The 1,044-nt window shown below is 74.3% G+C and carries 1 protein-coding gene; it reads right to left on the reverse strand.

Going from position 1 to position 1,044, the window contains the following annotated elements:
• Window positions 1-149 precede the first annotated feature (149 nt).
• Window positions 150-1,044: bile acid:sodium symporter family protein (locus tag ACTIDRAF_RS30120; RefSeq protein ID WP_016700610.1), on the reverse strand; the 895-nt coding region annotated here is incomplete at its 5' end.

Below are 1,044 nucleotides of genomic sequence, written 5' to 3' on the forward strand. Positions count from 1 at the left end.
GGGTGACCGGGGGAGGGACCTGCCGTTGACCGACGGGACCCGCCCGGCCACCCGGGCAGGAGGCGCTCCGCCGGCCGGGCCGGAGGGCCCCGGCCGCCCTCGGCCACCTGGTACGTGGTGCCGGCACCGCGTACCTGACCTTCGGTCGGTCAGCCGGCGCCGGTCGCGGGAGCCTGGTCGCCCGTGCCGCCCCTGACCGGCCGGCGGGCCCAGAACGAGGCGATGGCGGCGCCGGAGATGTTGTGCCACACCGAGAACAGCGCCGCCGGCAGGGCCGCGAGCGGGGTGAAGTGCACGGTGGCGAGGCTGGCGGCCAGCCCCGAGTTCTGCATGCCGATCTCGACCGCGACCGCGCGCCGGGAGGCCTCGTCCAGGCGGGCGGCCCGCGCGGCGAGGTAGCCCAGCAGGTAGCCGATGCCGTTGTGCAGGACCACGGCGAGCATCAGCAGCGCGCCACTGCTGATCACGGCATCCGCGTTCGCCCCGACGACGCTGGCGACCACGAGGACCACACCGGTCACCGAGACCAGTGGGAGCACGGGCAGCATGTGGGCGACGAGGCGGCTGGCGAACACCCGCAGCAGGATGCCCGCGACCACCGGCACCAGCACCGTCTGCACGATCGAGAAGAGCAGCCCCGCCGTGTCCACCGGGAGGCTCGACCCGGCCAGCCACAGCACGAGCAGCGGGGTCATCACCGGAGCCAGCAGGGTGGAGACCGAGGTCATCGTGACCGAGAGCGCCACGTCCCCCTTGGCGAGGAACACGATGACGTTGGAGGAGGTGCCTCCCGGTGCCGAGCCGACCAGCACCATGCCGACCAGCAGGGCGCCGGTCAGCCCGAGCAGCGTGCCCACCAGCCAGCCGGCGACGGGCATGACCGCGAACTGGGCCACGATCCCGATCCCCACCGCCCACGGCCTCCGGAGCACCAGGGCGAAGTCGGCGGGCCGCAGGGTGAGGCCCATCCCGAACATGATCACGCCGAGCAGCAGCGGCACGGAGGGGGCGAGTGTCGCGGTGGGGCCGGGGAGGGCGAGCCCG

Source organism: Actinoalloteichus spitiensis RMV-1378, from assembly GCF_000239155.1.
GTDB lineage: Bacteria > Actinomycetota > Actinomycetes > Mycobacteriales > Pseudonocardiaceae > Actinoalloteichus_B > Actinoalloteichus_B spitiensis.